This window comes from Methylomonas sp. AM2-LC (assembly GCF_039904985.1).
GTDB lineage: Bacteria > Pseudomonadota > Gammaproteobacteria > Methylococcales > Methylomonadaceae > Methylomonas.
This window is the reverse complement of the sequence record NZ_CP157005.1, coordinates 3,778,744-3,793,806: the sequence shown is the minus strand read 5'-3', so window position 1 is coordinate 3,793,806 and position 15,063 is coordinate 3,778,744. Positions and strand designations below refer to the sequence as shown.

Annotated in this window: 11 protein-coding genes; 4 read left to right on the top strand and 7 right to left on the bottom strand. The window is 39.7% G+C overall.

What is annotated here, in order from left to right; genetic code table 11:
• Positions 1-235: 235 nt before the first annotated feature.
• A complete protein-coding gene (locus ABH008_RS16835) occupies positions 236-3,394 on the top strand; it encodes an EAL domain-containing protein (protein ID WP_347986771.1) in 3,159 nt (1,052 codons plus the stop codon).
• Positions 3,395-3,454: 60 nt separating this feature from the next.
• Here ABH008_RS16835 and ABH008_RS16830 read toward each other — a convergent pair whose 3' ends face one another.
• The 5 genes from ABH008_RS16830 to ABH008_RS16810 form a co-directional block, all read right to left on the bottom strand.
• On the bottom strand, positions 3,455-4,315 hold the full coding sequence (locus ABH008_RS16830) for a PhnD/SsuA/transferrin family substrate-binding protein (RefSeq protein ID WP_347986770.1): 861 nt from the start codon (positions 4,313-4,315) through the stop codon (positions 3,455-3,457).
• An 8-nt stretch (positions 4,316-4,323) separates the two neighbouring features.
• Entirely contained in the window at positions 4,324-5,931 is a 1,608-nt protein-coding gene (locus tag ABH008_RS16825) for a HAMP domain-containing sensor histidine kinase (protein WP_347986769.1), read from the bottom strand.
• A gap of 117 nt (positions 5,932-6,048) precedes the next feature.
• A complete protein-coding gene (locus ABH008_RS16820; protein WP_347986768.1) occupies positions 6,049-6,966 on the bottom strand; it encodes a PhnD/SsuA/transferrin family substrate-binding protein in 918 nt (305 codons plus the stop codon).
• Positions 6,967-7,237: 271 nt separating this feature from the next.
• Positions 7,238-8,752 carry a TolC family protein gene (locus ABH008_RS16815; protein WP_347986767.1) on the bottom strand — a complete coding sequence of 505 codons (1,515 nt, stop codon included), beginning with the start codon at positions 8,750-8,752 and terminating at the stop codon, positions 7,238-7,240.
• Complete coding sequence (locus ABH008_RS16810; protein WP_347986766.1) at positions 8,709-9,518, bottom strand: response regulator; 810 nt, start codon at positions 9,516-9,518, stop codon at positions 8,709-8,711. The genes ABH008_RS16815 and ABH008_RS16810 overlap by 44 nt, the downstream gene beginning before the upstream one ends.
• 503 nt (positions 9,519-10,021) lie before the next feature.
• On the opposite strand from ABH008_RS16810, the gene ABH008_RS16805 reads away from it, so the two are divergent.
• Positions 10,022-11,659, top strand: coding sequence for a diguanylate cyclase (locus tag ABH008_RS16805; RefSeq protein ID WP_347986765.1), 1,638 nt, complete (start codon positions 10,022-10,024; stop codon positions 11,657-11,659).
• A gap of 82 nt (positions 11,660-11,741) precedes the next feature.
• On the opposite strand, the gene ABH008_RS16800 is transcribed toward ABH008_RS16805, so the two are convergent.
• Positions 11,742-12,500, bottom strand: coding sequence for a zf-HC2 domain-containing protein (locus ABH008_RS16800; RefSeq protein WP_347986764.1), 759 nt, complete (start codon positions 12,498-12,500; stop codon positions 11,742-11,744).
• On the bottom strand, positions 12,497-13,051 hold the full coding sequence (locus tag ABH008_RS16795) for a sigma-70 family RNA polymerase sigma factor (RefSeq protein WP_347986763.1): 555 nt from the start codon (positions 13,049-13,051) through the stop codon (positions 12,497-12,499). Before ABH008_RS16795 ends, ABH008_RS16800 begins: the two co-directional genes overlap by 4 nt.
• 289 nt (positions 13,052-13,340) lie before the next feature.
• Here ABH008_RS16795 and ABH008_RS16790 point away from each other — a divergent pair, with 289 nt between their 5' ends.
• Entirely contained in the window at positions 13,341-14,261 is a 921-nt protein-coding gene (locus ABH008_RS16790) for a metallophosphoesterase (protein WP_347986762.1), read from the top strand.
• Positions 14,258-14,623 carry a cupredoxin domain-containing protein gene (locus tag ABH008_RS16785; RefSeq protein WP_347986761.1) on the top strand — a complete coding sequence of 122 codons (366 nt, stop codon included), beginning with the start codon at positions 14,258-14,260 and terminating at the stop codon, positions 14,621-14,623. The genes ABH008_RS16790 and ABH008_RS16785 overlap by 4 nt, the downstream gene beginning before the upstream one ends.
• Positions 14,624-15,063: the final 440 nt, after the last annotated feature.

Genomic DNA, 15,063 nt, shown 5'->3' with positions numbered 1-15,063 from the left:
CTCTGCGCGCATTCGCCATGCAACGGGCAAAATCTGCTATGCTTAAATTCGTTAACTAAAAGTTAATGGAGAACATCGAAAGCCTGACTTTGGCACATTGCTAAGTTCAGTAACCCTGTATAAATAATTACTCTGAGTGAGTCTAAGTGCGGCGCAGTCGTTTTTATTGGCTATATGTCCAGCTCTGCTAGTGTTTTTTCCTTGGTCACAGCCTATCTCTATAAGCACTGCTAAAATGCGAATTATTTTATTTTTAAGCCTACTATTTTTTAAATTGGGTTCGGTACAGGCGCAAAATTCACCGCATTTACGTTTTGGTGTTTTGTCTTTCCGACCACTGGACATCACGCGAAGCGAATGGCAGCCGCTTACGCAGTTACTGGAAACAGCTTTACAAGGACAGCAAATTGACTTGTTGCCCATGCATCTGGATGAACTGGAAGCGGCGGTCAAAATGGATACACTGGATTTTATGTTGATAAATCCTGAATGTTTTGTGCTATACAGAAATAACGAGGGTGCTTCGGCAATTGCTACGTTAATTCCATTCTATGCTGGGCGTCCTGCCGCCGAATATGCGGGTGTTGTTTTTACCCGTGCGGATCGAAGTGATATCGATACTATTTATGATATAACAGGAAAAACTGTTGCAGCCGTAGGGGAGAAGTCTCTGGGCGGGTTTATGATGCAACGATGGGAGTTTGCAAAGGTTGGATTACAAAACATCCATTATCAATACACCGGTATGCCTCAGGATAGGGTGGTAGAGCAAGTACTTGCCGGTCAGGCCGATGTGGGTTTAGTACGCTCAGGTATATTGGAAACTTTGAAGTCCGAAGGACACTTATCATTAAACGCTCTCAAAATTATTAATCAACATCCAGCTGATAATTTAACTTTTTTACATTCCACAGAACACTATCCCGAATGGCCATTTGTTATCAGTCACCATGTTTCTGCGGAAACGGCCCGGAAAGTGGCTATTGCATTATTATCTATTAAGCATACCGATCCGGCAGCCATGGCTGCAAAAATTGCTGGATTCAAAACGCCTTCAGATTACACGCCCGTCGAAACATTGATGTTGCGCTTAAAGTATCATTCCAGCGAACTTAAACAGTTTGAACTGTCTGATGTATTAGCGCGTTATAGAGTTCCTTTAGTCATTAGCTTTATTGCCGTATTTACCCTGTTTGCGTTGGGTGGATCGTTACTGAGAGCCAACCGGCGCTTACGTGATTCTTCTGCGAATAATTACCGCTTACTCGAAAATCTAAATGCCAGCAAAAAAGTCTATCAGGGATTGTTTGAACATATGAGTAGCGGCGTTGCCGTTTTAGAAGCGATTGAAAAAGGAAAAGATTTTATTGTTCGGGATTTTAATCGGGCTGCAGAACTACTGGAGAACGTTGGCCGCGAAAAAGTATTGGGTAGACGCTTGAGCATTGTTTTTCCAACCGCTAAAACCTATGGGTTATTTGACATCATCAAACGTGTCTGGTTAACGGGTGATTCTGAAAATGCGGTTATCTGCTATACATCGGAACAGGAAGTGTGGCGAAGTAATTATGTTTATCGTCTGTTAACCGGCGAACTGGTGGTGATTTATGATGATATTAGCCAATTCAAACGAACTGAAAGTGCCTTGATAGATTCACATGACAATTTACAGCGTTTACTGGATTCCATGGCTGAGGGTGCTTATGGTATTGATACTGAAGGTAAATGTACTTTTGTTAATAAATCGGCGCTCAGGTTGTTAGGGTATAGCAAAGCAGAAGAATTATTGGGTAAAAATATTGAACAACTTTTTCATCACCTCTCTACCGATAGTCAGCAGCAACCGGGCGCTGAAAGCAAATTAAGGCAAGCTTGGTTAAATAATCAATATATCAATATGTCGGATGAAGTGGTTTTACGAAAGGATGGGAGTCTATTACCAGTCGAATACTGGTCTTACCCTATTGAAAAAGCGGGTCGGGTCATTGGTGCTATTGCTACCTTTATTGATATTACTGATCGCAAACTGGCGGAAGAAAAAATTCTTAATCTGGCCTATTATGATCCGCTGACCAAACTGCCGAATAGGCGCATGTTGTTGGAACGTTTTCAAACTGCCTTGTCAGTCTCAGAGCGGAGCAGACAATATGGAGCGGTATTGTTCCTGGATATGGATAAATTCAAGCTGCTCAATGATACCCATGGACATAATTACGGCGATTTAATGCTGATTGAAGTGGCGCAACGCATTAAATATTGTGTCAGAGAGGTAGATACCGTTGCCAGAATTGGTGGTGATGAATTTGTAGTGTTGTTAGAAAATATGGGCGAAACTGTAGAGGAGGCATCGCCTAAAGCTTCTTTGATTGCCGAGAAAATTCGTACGGCACTGCTAACACCCTACACACTTAACAATCATGTGCATCATAGCTCTCCCAGTATTGGTGTGTGCTTTTACTTTGGTAACAGTATTGCCGTTGACGAATTAATCAAATTTGCTGATATTGCCATGTATCAGGCCAAAAATTCTGGACGTAATACAGTTCGCTTTTATGATCCTGATTTGCAATTGGCAGTAGAGGCAAGAGCTCGATTGGAATCAGGATTAAGACAAGCCTTACATAACGATGAATTACAATTGCATTATCAAATTCAGTTTGATGGTCAGCAATTACCCATTGGGGCTGAGGCCTTATTGCGTTGGATACATCCGTTACGTGGTGTTGTTTCGCCAGCCGAATTTATTCCAATTGCTGAAGAAAGCATGCTGATAATCGATATTGGTAACTGGGTTTTACACAATGCCTGTTTGCAATTAGCGAATTGGACCAAACATCCACAGTATTGTCATCTTACCTTAGCGATTAACGTCAGCGCCCATCAATTTCGTATGCCAGAATTTGTGGAGTTGGTTGAGGCAGCCATGCATCAGTATGAAATTGATCCTGCTCTGTTGAAATTGGAGCTGACGGAAAGCGTTATATTAAATGATATTGCCGATGTGGTGGCAAAAATGAACGCTCTGAAAGCGCTAGGAGTCAGTCTTTCTCTGGATGATTTTGGTACAGGGTACTCTTCCTTATCCTATTTGAAACAACTTCCTATTGATCAGATTAAAATTGATCAAAGTTTTGTGCGCGATATCGCTACAGATGCTAATGATGCCATTATGGTAAAAGCCATTATTGATATGGCCAAAAATTTTAATTTGAATGTCATTGCAGAAGGTGTGGAAACAGAAACCCAACTTGAATTTTTAATACAAAATGGTTGCATGGCCTATCAGGGGTATCTGTTTGCCAAACCCATGCCAATACATCTGATGGAAAGCCACCTGCAAACTTTTGTAAATCAAAGGTCTAAACCTGCGCATTTAATGACAAATGCAAAATAGGTAAATAAATACTGTCTAAGCAATGTTATCCGTAGTTTTTCAGTGATATAAAAAACTTTGCTACTGATACATTTTCAACATAGGTTGAAATTGCTCTATGGATACCGGAGTAACCGAGCTGACTTTAAAAAGCTCTAACATTTGCTTACCACGCGCAGTCACTTGATCTTCAATAATAGCTTGCGAAAATTGTGTGCGAATTTCAGGGGGTGTGATTGCAAACACCACTAGCACCGCAGGAATAAACATAGGGCCAGAGCTATGTATAATTTTTAAATCTTGCACAATGGCTGGATTCATCGCCGAATTTAGATTATAAATATGTTTGGCAACCAAACAGGCATCAGTGCTGCCAAAAAACACATCCAGTATCGACTGCGATGGCGTTGGGCTTTTATGTAGGGTTTTCAGAAATTGTTTGACATTTTTACCACTGGTCTGCTTGATAATATATTTTAAATATTCATCGTAAAGAATGTGGTCAGTGGATAAAGCTAAGCGTTTTAGGTTTAAATCGTTTAATGAATCAATGTCACTGGATTTTTTGACCAGTATTACGTACTCCTCATATAACTCATCAGTGCGTTTAATCGCATACGTGTCTGTTGCCAGATAGGGTTTGAGTTTTTTGTAATGATTAAGATAATCACCCACATTTAATAACGCAAAATTAATTTCATTACGCTCAATACTGCTTATAAAATCATCAAAAGAGTTGATGCCTTCTATGCGTGTTTCTTTATGCGTATGGCGGCTAAGTTCTTCGCCTAGGATTTGTAAGCCTACTAATTTATTTGAGGCATTTAATTCTGATAAACCAGACTTTAAATAAAAGAAATTTAATTTTTCTTCGGCTTGCAGATGGCTAGAGGCGAATAATAGCCCAAGAAAAATTGGCCAGAATTTAAAATATGGTTTCATACGGAAAATTATACAGGATTGCTCATTTGAGCCGCTATTTCCGTATTTTGTGGTAAATTGATAGTAAAACAAGCGCCAGTATCTGTATTTTTACAGCTTAGTTTTCCATGCATATTTGTCTCAATAATGATTTTCGACATATAAAGACCAATACCCGTGCCCTTGCCCTCTGCTTTAGTAGTAAAGTACGGATCATAGATATGATCGGAGATACTGGCATCTACACCGCCACCGTTATCGACGACATCAATCAATATACTTTGGTTGACAATAGAAACGCTAACAAGAATTTTAGGTTTTTTGATATTGCGCTCCACTAATACGTCTTTGGCATTATTGATCAAATTTAGCAGAACTTGCGACAATTCACTTTTATAACCCACTGTTTTAAGATTAGAATCACAATCTATAACCAGATTAATGTTGTTATGTTTTAAGCTGGCATCTAGCAAGTCTACAACAGTTTGCAGGCTTTCCAATAGATTAAACTGCTCAGCTATTTTATTGGGTTTGAAAAAATTACGAAAATCATCAATGGTTGCAGACATATTGTTAATCAGTCGATCCGACTTTTCCAGACTGCGATCCATAAAATCATTGTCCAGCTTGTCCTGCTTATACATATAGTGAATATTTTGCAATACCAGCCCCAGTGCATTCAAAGGTTGTCGCCATTGATGAGCAATAGCGCCTATCATTTCCCCCATGGCAGCCAGACGCGATTGATGAATCAATAATTGCTCTTGTTGGCGACGCACAATCACTTCATTTTTTACACGTTGATCGAGGCTTTGATTAAGTTCGTCCAGTGCCTTGGTCCGTTCGGCAACATCGTCTTCCAGTTGTTGGTTATAGTTCTGTAATTGTTGTTTCGATTCTTGTAGAGCCACCACCATGGCATTAAAACTTTCAGATAGCTGACCAATTTCATCGTTACGCGAAATATGCGCTTGTACCTGTAAATTGCCTTCCGCCACTTTTAAAGCCAAGGCACTGATGGCTGATATCGGTTGCGTGATCCAACGGGCAAAAATAAAACCAGCGCTTAAAATAACCAGCAAGGAAATAGCGGAAATAATACCCACCTGACTGTACATTTCTGCCGTATTGCGCCGGTAATCTTCGGTAGAGAAACCCACATGCAGCCAGCCCCATTGTATATTTGAAAACAATATTGGATAAACAAAGTGGTAAATTTCGTTATTTTGATCATCCATCAATAGATTAAAGCTTTCCCGATCACCCACAAAATGGCTAAATTGCTCAGGCAGTTTTTCAAGAAGTTGCCAGCCTTGTTGATTGATATCTATGATATGACCGCGTTTCTGTTGCACTAAAACATAGCGAATACCTGGATTATTACGAATCACCTCTACATTGTGTTCCACAATAAAGCTCATATCTTCTGATAGCATGGCATCGGCACTGGTTTGAATGATAGAACGAGAAACCGTCACGGCCTGGGTGTACATGATTTTTTGTAAGGCCTGCTTTTGTAAAGGCATAATCATCCAGGTTAGCCACAGGGTGTTTAAAGCCAATAAACTGCCAAAAATAACAAAAACGCGGAGTAGAATTTTGTTTTTTACAATCAATTTTGGACGATGATTGCTCATATTTTCCTTAAAATTCGACTCGATATCGCATGTTTTCAGAAATGTACCTTGTACAATAAACCTGATTGAATATCGAAATAAGGCTATAAAAAAGGCATGAATTCATATGCAGAGTGTTTATTTGTGTTTACCCTTACTTGATGTGTATTTTAAATATTCATCGTAAAGTGTTTTAAAAGGGGCTAATTCTTCAATACGAGCCACTCGTAATGCATCAGTCTTATACATTATCAACAGTTGCTGCAGTCTTGGGTCTTCCTGGAAATGATCAAAATTCTGTTGTAAAAAGGTAGTGAGGGTTAAGGTATTGTCTAGCATAAAATCCCGATGAAAAAAACCATAGGATTTGGTTTTGAATGGATAGCTAAGTAGAATTTTAGTTCGGGATTTGATTTGTGGATTTAACTCTACCATCACATCATAAGTGGTTGAGTAGACTAAAGCGGCCTCGGCTTTATCAAAAAACAAATCCAGTATCATTTGCGAGTTTTTTTTATGGAATATAATGCTACTAAAAAACTGGGTATAGCTTTGATTAAATTGTTTACGCGTTTGTGTATCAATAAAAATGTCACTTAATTCGTCATCTCTTTCTATTAACAGACGTTTGCCGCGTAAACTTTCCAGATTGGTAATGTCTGGATGGTTTTTTACCAGTAGAACCAGAGAATTCTCATGTTCGTTAGTATGGATAACGCCAGCAAAACCATCCGATAGGTCCTTCATATTGAAGTGCTTGATAATGGTCATGGGCGGAGCGCTAATCATATCTAATTGCTTGTTGTTAAAGCTACGTACCATTTCGTTAATGTCGACAAAAAATTCGGTATGGTTGGAGTCTACCGACCAATCTTTACTCAGTATTTGTAACCAGTAATCCATAGCTGCGCGGATATCAGAAACATTCACTTCATCATTCAGTCCGGGCAGATAAACCCCCAAGATTAATCTGTGTAAATGTGGTGGCTGTTCATCATTATCAGCAGCAATACACGGAGAAAGCCAAAGTATAGCCAATAGTATTATTGCTTTCATGCTGACATTTTCATAGGTTTTACCCTGTTTTCATTGGCTGAGTGACTTTAAATGTATGGCTTGGTTTAACTTGAGTGGGTGGCGTTAACGGAAAAAGGTATCAATAGGCAGTTTGTTATCGTTTATTTTTTGCTTACCTATAAGCTTTAGCAAATTTAATGGTTAGGGATCTTCGAAAAACCTGGCGTTTGTGCTTCGATACAACTCAGGAGAGCCTTGTCGAAGGGTAGTTTTTCGAGGTTCCGCTATAAATTAAGCTGAAAAGAGCTGATTATTTCAGCTCCGGAATGTTGCTACCTACCAGATATTCCAGCCCAGAAATAGCCAAATTCAGTTCATAGCGCGAACGATACACTGCACTTTGTGCAAAAGTTTCTACAATTTGCGATTCAATCACATCTTTGGTTTCTACCAGTTCTTCCTGATAAGCATGGGTATTCAGTATCCGATTCTCGGTTGCAAAGCCAGTGGCTTCTTCATTGGATTTAATTTGCTGATCGGCGCTGTTTAAGCGTAAAAATTGTTGTTTAATCTGTAATGCCATGCCTTGATCCAGCAAAATTTGCTGATTAAGCAGCTGTTTTTTCATGGCATTGGCATACGACACTTTGTTAGTGGTTTCAAAGCCGTCAAACAAATTCCATTGTAAGCCAATGCCCACTGTCCAGCCATCCCGATTATTGGCATTGGTTAAACCGGATTGATAACTATTTTGTACCGTGTAGGCAGAGCCTTGAAAACCAATGGCCGGGTAGTATCCGCTATACGCTTCTGTAATTTTACTTTCCGAGGCTTCGATAGCGAATTTCAATTGTTGCAGATCAGGATTGAATTGCTGGGCAGTCTCTACCAGTCGAGCAAGTTCGGTTGGCAGATAATGCGCTTGATTTTCAGGGTTAATGCTCAAGCTATTATCCCAATTTAATCCCATGGCGTTAGACAATGCCTGTAAAGCCAAATCTCTGGCATATTGAGCTTCCAGTAAAATTGAGCGCGTTAAAGAAGTGGTTACTTTGGTGCGTAAATAATCGGTTTTTTTTACTTTCATGGAACCGGATTTAAACAAACGCTCGGTTAATTCCTCCAGTAGCTTAAAGCGTTCCAGTGTGTCATTCGCCAGTTGTTCCATTTGCTGGGCAAACACCACGCCATAATAATATTTTTTTACATCCCTAATCACTTCCAGTTCTGTTTTGCGGCGGTTTTCCTGTGCCACACTTTTGCCTTTTTCTGCCTGGTTTTTTAAGGCGGTAATTTTGCCGCCCGTAAAAATAGGGTAGGTGAGGTTGACCGAGCTCATTAACAAATCGCGATCAAATAATTTCACGTTCATATTAATTGGAATGGGTTGAGCAAGGGCTTTGCCCAATGCAATGCCGGTTTGGCCTAGTTGAGATAATTGTGCATTTAGGGCATTAGAAGTGGGTAATTGAGTAGTACCCTGCATGGTAAAATTAACGTCATGATTAAGATGTTGCGCTTGCGAGTTAGCCGTAACATGCGGCCAATAGGCCGACATGGCTTGCTGATACTGAGCTTCTGCCATTTCCACCATGGCATCAGAAACAGCCAATGAGGCATGATTTTTGAGTGCCAACTCGATACAGGCAGCCAGATTTAAATTGTGCAAGGGTGCCAAACCCTCCGCAGCTAAAGCGGGGAATGTCAGTAAAGCAGAGAATAATAGGCTATAAAACCGAACTGACAACATTAAATTATCTCGTAGCAGCGGGGCGTTTTCGTCATGTAGTAAGCCTGTGTGTATTTTTAAAGGAATTATAGACATCAGTCCTATCAAACATCATGGCAATAAACTCTGAGTCACTGATGTCTGTGTCAGTTGTATTAATAGCAATCATGGTCAGGTCAACCACATAAAAGTCACCACATTGATGCCTTTTTTTTACTAAACCTTCCCATTTACCTTGTGTAGTAATCAGGTTAAATAGAGTCTCAGGCTGAATCTCAGTATTCAGTATTTCAGTGTCAAGTAAAAACTCTTGTCCCAAAAGTTCCTGTTCAGCATAACCTGATAGCTGACAAAATTTGTTATTAACATAGTCGATTAATCCATTACTTGAAATTTTAGCCACGATAGCTTTTTCATCAATAAGGCGTTTATAGTGTTCCAACAGTTTATGCTGGCGATCAAATTCCGATTTTAAGGATAGTTGATTAACAATTTTTACAAGTTTATCCAGTAAATGCGCAACGCTTATGGGCTTGGTAATATAATCTTGCAGACCAATTTGCAACGCACGAAATAAGTATTCGGTATCGTTGTAGGCGCTTAAAATCACAATTGCCTGATCAGGATTGATGGCTTTAATATCTGCTGCCATAGACAGCCCATTCATGACCGGCATTTGAATATCCGTAATCACGATGTCCGGTTTGTACTGTTTGTAAAGTGCTAACCCTTCTTTGCCATTACTGGCAACATAAAGATTTTGAATTTTCGTGCGCAGCATCATTTCCAATTCTTCGCGCGTTTCAATATCGTCTTCAACATATAAGACCCGATATTTGTGTAAGCAGTCTAAATTAACCATCTTATGCTAGGTATTTTGAATAAATTTGTTAAGACATGAAGTTTAGCTGGTTTATGAAGCTAATGTATTTGATTGTTAATAAATGTATCTAAGTCAGGATACAACGCCGTGGTGGCCTTGTATAGATTGATAGGCGTATTTAAGGTAATTTGTGACCCAGTTCAATACATTTGATATCAAATTCTAACTTAACCGCTTAAGGTTTAGAATTGTACTTTGGTCGGATTTATTAAACTGTCGGATACTGTCACAATAAAATTAAAGTTGATTAAAAGTTGGATGCATTGAGAGTCTAAGTGGGTAACGACAAATCGATTGTCAATTTCTTCACTAAAGTAACCTAGAACATTGCTGATAGCTTAATAATCACTCATAAAAATCTGGGGATTTGGGATCATATGCGGTTTTATCTATTAAGTTCTGCACACATTAAAAATTTTTATTGAATGATGCTGCATATTTATCTCTATTTACTTATCTTAATTTGCCTTAGTTGGGTTAACTTGGCCTTTGCCACGGAAACCCCTTCAGGCGATAGTGTCGATATCCAGCTGCGCTGGCATCACCAGTTTCAGTTTGCGGGTTATTATGCTGCTCTGGAGAAAGGTTTCTATCAGGACGAAGGCTTTACGGTTAATCTGCATGCCGGAGATCCAGAGCATCAACCTGTAACCGAAGTATTATCCGGACACGCTCTCTACGCAGAAGGCAATAGTGAAGTACTTTATCAGCGCTTATTGGGTAAACCTTTAGTGGCACTGGCTGTTATTTTTCAGCATTCGCCTTCAATTTTGTTAGTACGTAAGGAATCCGGTATTACCGGTGCAGATGGCTTGCGCAATAAAAAAATCATGTTGATGAATGTCACGGAAGATGCTGATTTTCTGACCGTTTTTTTACGTGAAGGTATACCTCTTAATCAACTGAATATTGTTCCCAGTAGTTATAATATTAATGATTTAATCACCGGTAAGGTTGATGCATTTAACTCCTATATCACCAATGAGCCTTATCTGCTGAAGCAACAAAATATTGCTTATAATATTATCGATCCAAGTCAGTACGGTGTTGATTTTTATAGTGATATTCTGTTTACAACGGAAAAAGAGTTACATGACCACCCGCAACGGGTTGCAGCCATTAAACGAGCCACTTTAAAAGGTTGGCGATATGCGATGGATCATCCGCAAGAAATCATCGAACTGCTGAAAAGTAAATACGCTGTATCGAAAAGCATTGAGCATCTTAACTATGAAGCAACGACCATGCGTGCGCTTATTTATCCGGATTTAATTGAAATTGGGCATATGAATACAGATCGTTGGCAGCGCATGGCTGACACTTTTGTACGTGCTGGTTTGGTCAGTAATACCAATACCCTGCAAGGGTTTATTTATGCACCGCATGCAGAGGAAAAGTGGCCGCGCTGGTTATTACCCATGCTACTCGTAGGCGTGGTGTTATTAGTATTTGCAGTGATTGTAGGTTTTTATTTTTTTCGTATGCATCGAGATATGCTGGATGCCCAGACAAAATTATTGGAAGTTAATAATCAATTGACCAATGAAATTATTGAACGCAAAGCCGTAGAGGATTCGTTACGTAAAAGCGAATCGCAATATCAACGTTTGGCGCATATTGATTATCTAACCGGCTTAAGTAATCGCCGTTACTTTATGGAACAGGCTGAAGCAGAGTTTACCCGCATTATCCGCTATGGCGGGGAATTATCCTTATTGATGCTTGATCTGGATAATTTTAAGCTGATTAATGATCGTTATGGTCATCAATCGGGTGATTTGGTTTTGCAAATGTTTGGTAGTCTTGCCCGTGCTACAGTGCGCGATATCGATGTGATTGGTCGCCTGGGTGGTGAAGAGTTTGCCATCATATTGCCAGAAACCTCCGAAAATAAAGCTATCGAAGTAGCGGAGCGGTTCAGAGATCTGGTTTCGCAAGCGGTGGTGACGGTAGAAGAAGGTATTGATATCCAATTTACCGTTTCCATAGGCGTTGCTACGCTGAATCAGTCATGTGTAAGTTTATCTAAATTATTCGTTGAAGCGGATCAAGCACTTTATAAAGCCAAATCCGAGGGGCGCAACCGGGTTTGTCCTGAACCACAAGTTTATTCCAATTGACGCGTCTAGTCTTAATCAGAGCTGAGTAGTCTTGACGACATTCAGCATTACTGGCTAACTGTCATTGATGTTACGCTTTACGCTAAGGTAAATCCAAGTCGTTTTTTAATTCCATTAGTTCGTTCTGATTTAAATCAGAAACTAGCCAATAGTTCATGTCGTGAGCCTTAAAAGCAATAATATTGAAGCCATTCAGTTCTTTATTGTATTGATTTTTATGCTGGCTTATGGAGTCTGGCCAGATAAAAACATTAATGATATGTTGTCTGCGTTTGTATACCAATGCAGTGACTGGACGTGAATCCAAAAAATCTAAACGTCCGCCTAGCAACTGAAAATCTTGTGCAACAAAATCTTTTACCTGTGGAGAATAATCCAGTTTGCCGTTAAACCAGGGTTTAACAGTATGTTGATCAGACGATGCAACATCGGTTAAATGATTAACCATCAACGAGCGAATGTGTCCTGAAACCACTTCGTCAGCCAGAAGCTCGTCGTGCGACATATTACGGCTCTGAAAACCAATACTGATAGCTAACAGTAAGATTGCAAAGCTGGCTAATGGTTTAATGAGATTTAGCGGCCAGTTAAATCTAAACAAAGCAGAGCGTTGTTTATCAGGCTCTTTCCCGATTTTTTGCAGAGCTAGGCGTAAATTGTCAGGTGTTCTTTGGTAATGCATGCCAGCCTGAACTTGATTTCGCAAACTGTTTAGTTGTGAGAGTAGCGTTCGGCAATGCTCACATTCGTGCAGATGAGCTTCTATGTCTAGAGCCACTGGCAAATCCAATTGGTTATCATGGTAAGCGTGTATTAAATTTGCCATATTTTCGCAGTTCATTGCCCAAAATCCTCCGTGAAATGCGGTATAAGTAATTGACGCAACATAACACGGGCACGAGCCAATCTAGACATGACAGTACCCAGAGGTACTCCAGTTATGCATGCAATCTCCAAATAAGAAAAACTTTCCTGCTCTCTTAACACCAAAACTTCTCTAAATTGAATAGGCAGTTGCTGAATAGCCTGGTTGATCAAATCACTATCCAGATTTTTCAGCACAATGTGTTCTGGATTGTTAGCTGTAAAAGCGTCAGAAAAAGAGGGGGGTGATCCACTATAATGGCTTTCATCATCAAACACATCCATCGGTATCTGATGCTTAGATTTTAACCAGGTGTAACAAGTATTTCTGACTATCGCCAATAACCACGACCGACCATCTTCGCCTCTAAAGTTATCCAAATGGCGAAAAGCTTTCATAAAACTTTCCTGTAATACATCTTCTGCATCCTGTGGATTTCGAGTAAGCCATTTAGCCAAATTGTAGGCTGCATCCATATGCTGCAGTGCAACTTGGTTAAATCGTTCTGTCTTGTTTTGCTTGGTCAATTAGCCGCCTGTTTTTGCTGCATACCTAAAGAATTTTGTAGCTATTTAGCGTGGTTTTTTACAAAGTTTTAGACACGCTTCGAGCATTTTAAATCGGGTTAACTCGCTAATGGTCAATATGTTAAAGCAACACTGTCAGATTTATTCAAAATTCTGCCGATAATGACACTCTTAACGGTATTTTTATTCCAGATAAAAAATAATTTTCTGATGCCGGGAATAAATGATGCGTTTTATCAGTAAAGGCTGTTGAGTACTTTTAACTTAACAATCAACTGGAGATTATTGTATGCAAGGCAAAATGGATAGAAGATCATTTATTAAGTTTACGGGAATAGGCGGGGTGGTTTTTGCTTCTGGGTTGGGATTTGAGGTAATGGCAGCTGAAAAAAGTAGAAAATCGCATCCCATCTATAAGGATTTTTTCTTCGCGCAACTTTCAGATACGCATTGGGGCTTTAATGGGCCTCTGATAAATCCCCATGCAGATCAGACACTCGCTAAGGCAATAGACAGTATCAATAATCTAAAGCCGCAGCCTGATTTCATTGTTTTTACAGGAGATTTGACACACACGACTGATGACCCTCAAGAAAGAAGACGTCGAATGCAAGAGTTTAAAGAGCTGGTAAACCAGTTACGGGTAAAAAATATAAAATTTTTACCCGGAGAGCACGATGCATCGTTGGATAAGGGGCAAGCGTATCAGGAGTTTTTTGGCGATTTGCATTATAGTTTCGATCACAAGGGTATACATTTCATTGCGCTTGATAACGTCTCAGACCCAGCCGCAATGATAGGCGTAGCACAATTGGATTGGCTGAAAGCCGATCTTGAACAGTTGCATCCCGATGCGCCTATTGTGGTATTGACGCATCGACCGCTGTTTGACTTATATCCACAGTGGGATTGGAGTACCCGAGATGGTCAGGCAGTCATTAATTTATTGTTACCCTTTAGCAATGTTGCTGTGTTTTATGGACATATCCATCAAGAACATCTGTATGCCACAGAACATATCATCCATTATGCAGCGAAGTCGTTGATATTTCCTTTGCCAGCACCTGGGTTAGCGCCAAAACGAGCGCCGATACCCTGGAATGTGAATAAACCTTATGCAGGTTTAGGTTATAGAAGCATCGAATCCTATCCGCAAAAGAAAACCTATTCTATCGACGAGAAATCAATTGCTCCAGGAGAGTTGATATGAAGATTAAATATTTAATAGCCACGTTGTTTATATTGACAGCAATCGCCTCAAACACCTATGCAGCAACTGCTGCGAATGAAGCAGACATGCCTGTATTACACATTCAAGCCAGTCGGTTTGTATTTACGCCAAGTCAAATTTCAGTAAAAACGGGGCAGACGGTGTTATTGGAAATTGAAGCCCTTGATCGTCAGCATGGTTTTTCTATTCCAGAGCTCGGGGTACGTGTCGATGTAATACCCGGACAGAAGGTGGTTTTAAAAATAACGCCAACCAAAAGTGGTCGATTAGTTTTCTATTGCGACATTTTTTGTGGTTCGGGTCATGAACAGATGGCAGGTGAAATCGTAGTGGAGAGTTAGCTAATCGTGCGTCAGTTGAGCTTTACTACTTCAGTAGTGTTACTAAGCACAATCTTTAATTTGGGTTATAGGCTAATTGTTTCTTAATTCGAAACAAATTATGTTGTTTAACGGTTATTGTAAAATTAAATAAAAGGTATATAGTGGAACCATAGCAAAGTGTGGTGGATACAAGTTCTAAATCTGTACAGTCTGTTTTAACGACAGTCTGGGTATTAAGGTTAGATGATAAATTAGACTTTAGTATGGATAGTATTTAGTCATTGTCCGCTATTTTGCTCATCAGTAAGCCGTACAGTTTATTTAGGGCTTAGTTGATGTAGTTTTATTGTGTTATCTCCTGGTTGTTAAGGCAGTAATGTATGCACTGCTTTATTTTTAAGCCTTCATCTTGTAATGGGATGAAGGCTTTTTTTTGTGCTTATAACAGTCTCTACGCC

Excerpts from the sequence above, each read along its gene's own strand:
- ABH008_RS16835 (WP_347986771.1), top strand. The coding sequence starts at position 236 with ATGCGAATTATTTTATTTTTAAGCCTACTATTTTTTAAATTGGGTTCG.
- ABH008_RS16830 (WP_347986770.1), bottom strand. The coding sequence starts at position 4,315 with ATGAAACCATATTTTAAATTCTGGCCAATTTTTCTTGGGCTATTATTC.
- ABH008_RS16825 (WP_347986769.1), bottom strand. The coding sequence starts at position 5,931 with ATGAGCAATCATCGTCCAAAATTGATTGTAAAAAACAAAATTCTACTC.
- ABH008_RS16820 (WP_347986768.1), bottom strand. The coding sequence starts at position 6,966 with ATGAAAGCAATAATACTATTGGCTATACTTTGGCTTTCTCCGTGTATT.
- ABH008_RS16815 (WP_347986767.1), bottom strand. The coding sequence starts at position 8,752 with ATGTCTATAATTCCTTTAAAAATACACACAGGCTTACTACATGACGAA.
- ABH008_RS16810 (WP_347986766.1), bottom strand. The coding sequence starts at position 9,518 with ATGGTTAATTTAGACTGCTTACACAAATATCGGGTCTTATATGTTGAA.
- ABH008_RS16800 (WP_347986764.1), bottom strand. The coding sequence starts at position 12,500 with ATGAACTGCGAAAATATGGCAAATTTAATACACGCTTACCATGATAAC.
- ABH008_RS16790 (WP_347986762.1), top strand. The coding sequence starts at position 13,341 with ATGCAAGGCAAAATGGATAGAAGATCATTTATTAAGTTTACGGGAATA.
- ABH008_RS16785 (WP_347986761.1), top strand. The coding sequence starts at position 14,258 with ATGAAGATTAAATATTTAATAGCCACGTTGTTTATATTGACAGCAATC.